This is a genomic window from Microbacterium sp. (assembly GCF_031988965.1).
GTDB lineage: Bacteria > Actinomycetota > Actinomycetes > Actinomycetales > Microbacteriaceae > Microbacterium.
The window spans coordinates 1-8,316 of sequence record NZ_DALZXX010000127.1 but is presented as its reverse complement, the minus strand read 5'-3'; the positions used below and the strand labels follow the sequence as shown (position 1 = coordinate 8,316).

Annotated in this window: 11 protein-coding genes and 1 pseudogene; 6 read left to right on the top strand and 6 right to left on the bottom strand. The window is 68.1% G+C overall.

Features of this window, described 5'->3' with window-relative positions:
• A partial coding sequence (locus RTM68_RS15220; RefSeq protein ID WP_312172484.1) for an alcohol dehydrogenase catalytic domain-containing protein occupies nt 1-483 on the bottom strand: 483 nt, incomplete at its 3' end.
• A gap of 123 nt (nt 484-606) precedes the next feature.
• Between RTM68_RS15220 and RTM68_RS15215 the strand changes: the two genes are divergently transcribed.
• Nucleotides 607-1,029, top strand: a complete 423-nt coding sequence (locus RTM68_RS15215; protein WP_312172481.1) for an NUDIX hydrolase — start codon at nt 607-609, stop codon at nt 1,027-1,029.
• Between the two features lie 18 nt (nt 1,030-1,047).
• Here RTM68_RS15215 and RTM68_RS15210 read toward each other — a convergent pair whose 3' ends face one another.
• The gene (locus RTM68_RS15210; RefSeq protein WP_396654238.1) at nt 1,048-1,476 is read right to left on the bottom strand and encodes an aminoacyl-tRNA deacylase; all 429 of its coding nucleotides are present in this window, start codon (nt 1,474-1,476) and stop codon (nt 1,048-1,050) included.
• Nucleotides 1,477-1,559: 83 nt separating this feature from the next.
• On the bottom strand, nt 1,560-2,060 hold the full coding sequence (locus tag RTM68_RS15205; protein ID WP_312172478.1) for a DNA helicase: 501 nt from the start codon (nt 2,058-2,060) through the stop codon (nt 1,560-1,562).
• Between the two features lie 145 nt (nt 2,061-2,205).
• On the opposite strand from RTM68_RS15205, the gene RTM68_RS15200 reads away from it, so the two are divergent.
• Nucleotides 2,206-2,763, top strand: coding sequence for a peptidylprolyl isomerase (locus tag RTM68_RS15200; protein WP_194764396.1), 558 nt, complete (start codon nt 2,206-2,208; stop codon nt 2,761-2,763).
• Between the two features lie 21 nt (nt 2,764-2,784).
• Nucleotides 2,785-3,681, top strand: a complete 897-nt coding sequence (locus RTM68_RS15195; protein WP_312172476.1) for a rhomboid family intramembrane serine protease — start codon at nt 2,785-2,787, stop codon at nt 3,679-3,681.
• 153 nt (nt 3,682-3,834) lie between these two features.
• Here the strand turns inward: RTM68_RS15195 and RTM68_RS15190 are convergent, their stop codons facing one another.
• The gene (locus tag RTM68_RS15190) at nt 3,835-4,074 is read right to left on the bottom strand and encodes a cell division protein CrgA (RefSeq protein WP_194764398.1); all 240 of its coding nucleotides are present in this window, start codon (nt 4,072-4,074) and stop codon (nt 3,835-3,837) included.
• A gap of 84 nt (nt 4,075-4,158) precedes the next feature.
• Here RTM68_RS15190 and RTM68_RS15185 point away from each other — a divergent pair, with 84 nt between their 5' ends.
• From RTM68_RS15185 to RTM68_RS15175, 3 genes are read left to right on the top strand one after another with little or no spacing between them, the layout of a single operon-like run.
• Nucleotides 4,159-4,953, top strand: a complete 795-nt coding sequence (locus RTM68_RS15185; protein ID WP_312172472.1) for a class E sortase — start codon at nt 4,159-4,161, stop codon at nt 4,951-4,953.
• 19 nt (nt 4,954-4,972) lie between these two features.
• Nucleotides 4,973-5,128 (top strand): hypothetical protein, encoded by a 156-nt coding sequence (locus RTM68_RS15180; protein ID WP_194764400.1) that lies wholly within the window; start codon nt 4,973-4,975, stop codon nt 5,126-5,128.
• The gene (locus RTM68_RS15175; RefSeq protein WP_312172469.1) at nt 5,125-5,757 is read left to right on the top strand and encodes a glutamine amidotransferase-related protein; all 633 of its coding nucleotides are present in this window, start codon (nt 5,125-5,127) and stop codon (nt 5,755-5,757) included. The genes RTM68_RS15180 and RTM68_RS15175 overlap by 4 nt, the downstream gene beginning before the upstream one ends.
• A gap of 30 nt (nt 5,758-5,787) precedes the next feature.
• On the opposite strand, the gene pknB is transcribed toward RTM68_RS15175, so the two are convergent.
• Nucleotides 5,788-7,488, bottom strand: coding sequence for a Stk1 family PASTA domain-containing Ser/Thr kinase (gene pknB, locus RTM68_RS15170; RefSeq protein ID WP_312172468.1), 1,701 nt, complete (start codon nt 7,486-7,488; stop codon nt 5,788-5,790).
• Between the two features lie 58 nt (nt 7,489-7,546).
• Nucleotides 7,547-8,316: pseudogene (locus RTM68_RS15165) on the bottom strand (hypothetical protein); the annotation flags it as partial.

Sequence of the window (8,316 nt, the reverse complement as noted above, 5' to 3'; positions counted from 1 at the left end):
GACCACCGAGGTGCGATTGACGACGGCGTGCGTCGCGAAGGCGCTCACGCCCAGATGATGATGCACCGGCTGCTGCGCGGAGCCGTGCAGCCGGATGCCGCCGCCGACGAGGGTACCGGCTCCGTTCGCTGCGGAACCGACGCTGCAGGGAAGACGCCCGTCGGTGCGGCATCCGTCGCATTCACCGCAGCGGGGCAGGAACGTCATCACCACCCGCGTGCCCACGGCGATGTCGGTCACATCGGCCCCGCGCTGCTCCACGATCCCCGCGGCCTCATGGCCGAGCAGCATCGGCAGCGGACGAGGACGGTTGCCGTCGACGACGCTGAGGTCGGAGTGGCAGATGCCGGCGATCTCGATGCGGACGAGCAGCTCTCCCGGGCCGGGCGGATCGAGATCGAGCTCACCGATTCGGAACGGGCGCGAGCGCGCGAAGGGCGGCTCGTCTCCGGAGCGTTCCAGTACTGCGCCGCGAATGCGCATCCGACCTCCTCGTCGTGGACTGTCTGGCAGTCTCTCGAGGATTATACCGACCGGGCGGTATGTACGCCAGCGTCGCATGACATAGGGCGCGGGGGAGCCGCCCGCGGCGACTATGGTGAGGTCATGGACATGCGGGTCGCGGCATACGCGGTCGTCACCGATGACGACGGACGCATACTTCTGGCGCGCTGGATCGAGGGACGCCGAGTGGCCTGGACCATGCCGGGCGGCGGTCTCGAGCCGGGTGAGTCTCCGGAGGATGCGGTCCGCCGTGAGCTCCGCGAAGAGACCGGGTACACCGTCAAGGTCGGTGAACTGCTCGGCATCCACTCACGGGTCATCCCGGCGAGCCAGCGGGTGAACACGTCCGATCAGCCGTTGCACACGCTCCGGATCGTCTACCGGGCGACAGTGAGCGGGGGAAGACTCCGCTTCGAGACCGAAGGATCCACCGACAGGGCCGAGTGGTTCACTCTGCCGTCGGTGTCGGACCTGCAGCGGGTGAAACTCGTCGACATCGCTCTGCGGATGGCCGGCATCCTCTGACCGAGGCGGCGCTCGGACTCAGCCTCGAGGCTCTTCGGGCACCGAGATGTCGGCGACGGTCGCGCCGTACGCGGCGATGAGATCATCGGCGTCGACGAACAGGCTGTAGCCGTGCACGCCGGCACCCATCGCGATGCGCTGTCCGACGATCGACTCGTCGGCGTAGATCGGCCAGTCGGTGGTGCTGCCGATGGGGACGATGGTCCCACGCTCATAGCCCGTCGCCGCGAGCGCGAGGTCGGGCTCGGGAAGACGCAGCTTGTTGACACCGACGACCGCACGCAGCTTGGGCCACGAGATCGACCGGCCTCCCGGCACCAGCGCGAACAGGTAGGTGTCGTCGGACCGCTTGACGACGAGCGTCTTGACGATGCCGGAGGGCAGGATGCCGAGCAGCTCCGCGGCCTCGAAGAGGCTGCGGGCCTCGGGCCGCTCGCGGATCTCGATGTCGAGACCGCGTGACACCGCGGCATCCTTCACCCGGGCATGGAGATTCCCCGGCTCAGCGGCCGGGGAATCCGATGTCGAGGTCACGCGTCAGGTGCGGAGAGCGGGTCGTCGGCGACCCAGAGCTCGTCGTCGGCGCGCAGAGCCTGCCAGGCGGCGTAGAGAACGCCGACGGCTGCGGCCGCACCGAGGATGATGGCGATGACCGATCCGAGGCCCGGGCCCTTGGGCTCGGGCTTGGTGGCCTTCCTGACCTTCTTGACGACGCCCTCGCGCTTGGCGTTCGCGACGTCCCACGCGGTGAGCGCGGTGCCGACGACCCCGCCGACGATCGGGACGACCTTGTCATCGACGACGTGGTGGCCGAAACGCACACCGCGGTCGACGACCGGCTGAACACGACGGTTGTAGGTGTCCTGCACGACAGGACCGACCTGCTCGCGGCCGAAGTGGCCGAGCTGGCGTCCGGCCTCGCGGGCGACGTCGGCGGCGTGGCCGACCAGGACCTGCTGGTTCTCCCAGAGCTGGTTGGCGTCGGCCTGAAGACGACGCAGCTCCTTCTTCCGCTTGCGGCTGATGCTCACGATGCTCTCCTGTCGATTGGAGTACGGGTTCCCCATCTTGCCACGGGAGGCCGGATGGGGGGAGGGAATCGCCGAACCCTTGCGCTGAGCAGTGAACCGCGCTAGTTCAGGCCGCACACATGGGAAGCTCTGCGAGAATGAGGGCATGGCTCACGCTTCTCATGTCGCAACCCTGCACACCAACCACGGTGACATCGTCATCAACCTCTTCGGCGACCACGCCCCGAAGACGGTCAAGAACTTCGTCGGTCTCGCCGACGGCACCCAGGACTGGACTCACCCGGCCACGGGTAAGCCGGGCGAGGGTGCCCTGTACAAGGACGTCATCTTCCACCGCATCATCCCGAACTTCATGATCCAGGGCGGCGACCCGCTCGGACAGGGCGTCGGCGGCCCCGGCTACAACTTCGACGACGAGATCAACATGGAGCTCAACTTCAACGAGCCCTACATCCTCGCCATGGCCAACGCGGGCCTGCGTCGCAACGCCATCACGGGCAAGGCCGAGGGCACCAACGGCTCGCAGTTCTTCATCACGACCGATCCGACGCCGTGGCTGCAGGGCAAGCACACGATCTTCGGCGAGGTCGCCGACGACGCCTCCAAGGCCGTCGTCGACAAGATCGCCGCTGTGCCGACCGCTGCGGGCGACCGCCCGATCGAGCCGGTCGTGCTGCAGTCGATCGACATCGTCGCGGCCTGACGCCGACGCTGGCCGATCCGGATGACCACGCCTGAGTTCGCGGACAACCGCGACAACTTCTGCTACCGGCATCCGGATCGGCAGAGCTTCGTGCTCTGCCAACGGTGCCTGCGCACCATCTGCCCCGAGTGTCAGACCCAGGCGGCGGTCGGGGTCATCTGCCCCGAGTGCATGCAGGCCGAGCGCAAGAACCGCACCCCGGCGCAGAAGCGCGCCGAACGCCGCTGGCGCAGTCGGCCCGCGATGGCCACGGCGCGCGGCGGCAAGCCGGTCGTCACCTACACGCTGCTGCTGATCACCTCGATCATCGGCCTGCTGCAGATGGTGCCGGGAATGGGCGGCGCCATCACGCAGCAGCTGCTCTTCGCTGCCGCGTACCTCTACCCCGATCTCTCGCTCTACCCGTTCGAGCCCTGGCGACTTCTCACCGCCGTCTTCGTGCACGGCGGGTTCATCCATCTCGCACTCAACATGCTGGCGCTCTGGATGCTCGGGCAGAACCTCGAGCCCATGCTCGGTCGCGTCCGATACCTCGCTCTCTATCTGATCAGCGGCATCGGCGGTTCCGTGGCCGTCGCGCTCATCGCCCCCGGCACGGCCACGGTCGGCGCCTCAGGTGCGATCTTCGGACTCATGGCCGCGCTGCTCATCGTCGGTCGGCACCTCGGGGCGAACGTCACGGGGATCCTCGTGATCCTCGGCATCAACTTCGTCATCGGGTTCTTCATCGGCGGCATCGCGTGGCAGGCCCACCTCGGTGGCGCGCTCGTCGGCGCGCTGGTCGCGTTCATCCTCACGCGCACCCGTCGCCGAAATCAGCGAACCCTGCAGATCGTGCTGCTCGCAGCGGTCGTCGTGGCGCTGCTGGTGATCGTCGCCTTCGTGCCTCCGCTGCTCATCACCACGGTTTACTCCTGATCGGGAGTTGTTAACAGGGTTGTTAGCGGGTGTGAATAACATCTGTGTAATTCTCCCCATATTGGGGATAACCTGTGGATAACTTCGGTGGAGAACCGAAGAAGGCCCCTCTCGCCGGAGCGAGAGGGGCCTTCAGTACGTGAGCGGCCGGCGTCAGCGCCAGCGAGTGGTCATCAGGAAGCCGATCAGGGCGATTCCGAGTCCGATCGCGAGGTTCCAGTTGTCGAGACCCGGGATCGGGAACTGCATGCCGGAGATGTAGAACACGAGGATCCACGCGAGACCGAGCAGCATGAAGCCGACCATCACCGGCTTGAACCACACGGCATTGGGGGTGGTGTCGCCCTCGCTGCGGGGTGCTTCGGGCTCTTCGATCTTGCGGTCACGTGCCATTCCGACATTGTACCCATGAGTTCTTTCGAAGATGGGACCGGGTCTCAGGGGCGTTCGTTCAGGCGGTCGGGATAATATCGGCGCATGACTGCATCCGTCGTCTCGGGGGAGCGACGAGTACGGCACCGTCGCCCTCGATCGCGCGCCACGTTCACGAGCGTCCTCGGCGAGCTGCTGCTCACCGCGGGCGTGGTCGTGCTGCTGTTCGTCGCGTGGCAGATGTGGATCGGCGACATCATCATCAGCGCGCAGAAGAACGACGAGGGCGCCCAGGTGTCGCAGCAGCTCGCTGAGGCGCCCGCCCCCGAACCTCCACCACTCGTCGAAGCCGAGGACGGAACGACGTACTACGAGCCGGTGATCCCCGCGCCCCCCGCGGACGCGCAGTGGATGGCACAGATGCACATCCCGCGCTTCGGCTCGGAGTACAACGTGGGCATCTACGGCGGCACGAGCCGCGCTCGCACGCTCGACGATCTCGGTATCGGCGTCTACACCGACTCGAAAATGCCCGGAGAGGTCGGGAACTTCGCGATGGCGGGGCACCGCACGACCTGGGGCAAGCCGTTCAACCAGGTCGACAAGCTGCAGCTGGGCGATGCGATCGTCGTGGAGACGCCGGACGGATGGTTCACCTACCGATTCCGCACGCTGGAGTACGTGAAGCCCACGCAGACCGAGGTGCTTCTCGACGTGCCGCAGATGCCGGGGGTCGAGACCGGGGAGCGGTACATCACATTGACGGCCTGCTCGCCCCTGTACTCGCTCGCCGAGCGCATCGTGGCATACGGCGTGTTCGAGAGCTTCCAGCCCCGCGCCGAAGGTCCACCTGCCGCGCTCACCGACCCGCCGCCGCCTCCGGCCGCACCGTCGATCTGACCGAAGGGAACGACGACATATGTACGCCGCGATCTGGCGCATCCTGCCCGGCCCCTGGTGGCTGCGACTCTTCATCGTGCTCGCGCTGGTCGCCGCCGTGCTCTACGCGCTCTTCTGGTTCGTCTTCCCCTGGGTGAGCCCGCTGATCACACCGGGCGAGGTCGACCTCGAATGATCCGCGTGCTCGTCGTGGACAACCACGACAGCTTCGTGCACACGCTCGTCGGCTACCTGCGCGAACTCGGCGCCGAGGTCACGATGATCGAGTCGGATGCCGTCGACACGGCGGCGTTCAGCGCACTGCTTCCCGGTTTCGACGGCGTGATGATCTCGCCGGGTCCGGGAACCCCCCGCGAGGCGGGCATCACGGTGGATGCCGTGCGCCTCGTCGCCGGGCTCGGGATGCCGCTGCTCGGCGTCTGCCTCGGACATCAGGCCATCGGTGAGGCGTTCGGCGCTCCCGTGGCCGAGGCGCCTGAGCTCATGCACGGGATGATGTCGAGCGTCGTGCACGACGGATCTGCGCTGTTCGAGGGCATCCCCTCGCCGTTCGACGTCGGCCGTTATCACTCGCTCGCGCTCACCGAGAGCGACCTGCCCGCGGAGCTGCACGTGTCGGCGCGCACCGCCAGCGGCACCGTCATGGCGCTCGCGCACGCGGAACTGCCGATCGTCGGAGTGCAGTTCCACCCCGAGAGCGTCCTCACCGAGGGCGGCTACCGTCTCATCGCGAACTGGCTCGCACTGTGCGGCGATGCCGATGCCGTGGCGCGGGCTGCGGAGCTGCATCCGCTGCAGCGCTGACCTCGCCGGCAGCGCCGACCTCGGTGGCCGTCAGTCTCCGGGAGCGCCGCAGAAGCGCAGCTCGACCGTCGATCCGATCGGCACGTCTCCGGGGGCGGCTGACATCGACGACACGGTCGGCGGGGTGACGGGGGTGCAGTCGGCGAGCTCGACGGGCTGCGCGACGAGTCCGAGAGTCTCGAGTTCCTCGCTCGCGGCGTCGACGGTCCACCCCGACATGTCGCGGATGGTGACGCGCCCGCTGGCGACCACGAGGTTCACGACCGTCTTGGGAGCGACCTCGGTGTCGGGATCCTCGCTCGCCTCCATGACGGTGTCGGCCGCGAGGCCCTTGTCATTCCGGGGAGTGACCGTGCCGAGTTGCAGGCCGGCCTGCGCCAGAGCATCCTTCGCGGCCGTCAGCGACAGACCCGTGAGCGTCGGCACGACGACGGTCTCCTTGCCCGACGAGACGTAGACGGTCACGGAGTCGCCCTCGCTCACCGCGGTTCCCGAGGTCGGATCCGTGCGGGTGACGTTGCCCTCGGCGATATCGGTGCTCGACTCGAGCACGAGCTTCGCCGTGAGATCCAGCTCGCCGAGGTCCTGTTGCGCGCGCTCCGACGACACGTTCACGAGGTCGGGGACCGTGCGCGAACTGGTCGGGACGTCGCTCGGGCGCATGCTGATCGTCCACACCCAGAACAGGACGGACGCCAGGAGCACGGCCAGCAGCGCCACTCCGGCCCAGATCCACGCGACCGGGGGACCGGACTGGGTGCGCGCCATCGTGCTGTCGGTGCTGAGCTGACGCAGCGACCGCGCGGTCTCCTGAGCCTGGCGCGGGCTCGGACCGTACAGTTCGCTCGTCAGGGCGCCGAGCTCCTTGCGGCTCGGCGCGCGGCCGGCCACGGCGGAGTCCAGGGCGGCGCGGAAGTGCGCGGCATCCGGGTAGCGCTGGTACGGGTCCTTCGCGAGAGCGCGGAGCACGATCGGGTCGAGGGCGCCGGGGGCATCTTCGTTGACCTCGGTGGGAGGAACCGGGGTCTCGCTGACGTGCTGGTAGGCGACGGCCACAGGGGACTCGCCCCGGAACGGCTGTCGACCCGTGAGCAGCTCGTAGAGCACGACGCCGGTGGAGTAGAGGTCGGCTCGGGCGTCGACGGGCTCGCCCTTGGCCTGCTCGGGAGAGAAGTACGCGGCGGTGCCGATGATCTGCGTCGTCTCGGCGACCGTCGACGACGAGTCGGACACGGCTCGGGCGATGCCGAAGTCCATGACCTTGACCTGGCCCTTGTCGGTGACCATCACGTTGCCTGGCTTGATGTCGCGGTGCACCACACCGGCGCGGTGGGAGTAGTCGAGCGCCTCGAGGATGCCGTCGACGTAGCGCACGGCGTCTTCGACGGGCACGGGCCCCCGGGCGATGATGTCCTTCAGCAGCGTGCCGCTGATGAGCTCCATGACGATGTAGGGCGGCTCGTCCGAGCCGGATCCTGAGCCGGTCGACGGGTCGCCCGCGTCGTACACCCGCACGATCGACGGGTGCGACATGCGCGACGCGGACTGCGCTTCGAGGCGGAAGCGCGTGCGGAACGCCGTGTCGCGCGCCAGCTCGGGGTCGAGGATCTTGATGGCCACCTGGCGGCCCAGGGTCAGGTCGTAACCGCGGTACACCTTGGCCATGCCGCCATGCCCGATGAGCTCATCGACGCGGTAGCGTCCCGCGATGACGCGTGGCTCTGTCGACACGTACTGACCCCCTGGTTACGACCTGATGAATGCTCTCACAGACTACGACGCGAAGTTGCTAGTCGGCTGTGGCGGTGCCCGTGCCGTCGGAGCCCGTGGTGGCGGTTCCGGTGCCGCCGTTCGACGAACCCGTTCCGCCGTTCGCGGCTGCCGTTCCTGCTGCCGCGTCGTCATCATCGGCCGCGGTGATCTGCTCGGCCATCTGGGGCGAGTTGCCCGAGGGGCGGTCGCCGCAGAATGCGCGGTAGATGGCCGTGACCTGCAGCGCAGGATCGTTGGCCGGAGTGATCTGGGCGTTCAGCTGGCCCTGGAAGCTCCGCGTGGTCTTGCCGTCGCTGAAGGTCGCGTTCGTGATCGTGACCTCGTAGGAGCTGAGCGCGTCGGCGCCCGAGGGGCACGAGAACGCGGTCCAGTTCAGGGTGACGGGCTCACCGGCGACCGGCGTTCCCGAGAGGCTCGGAGCGGATGCCGGGGCGCCGATGTCCACGCGGGGGGCATACGCGGTCAGGGTGATCGAGTCGCCCTCTTCGAGGAGTCCGCGCGGCTCGACCGATTCCACGACGTCGACGAGGTCGTCGGACGGAGCCGGAGTGGTGCCCACGCGGCACTGCGGCACGAGGCCCGCTTCGGTCGCGGCGGCAAGGGCCTCCTGGCAGGGGAGACCGATGAGTCCCAGTGCGTCGACGTTGATCGGCGTCGCGGTGGGGGTCGGCTCCTGCGAGGGAGTGGGGGTCTGCGACTGTGTCGTCGGCGGCGGGGTCGTCGCGTCGGCGTCGGGATCTCCCATGTTCATGAAGGCGAACACGGTTCCACCGAGAACGAGGGCCA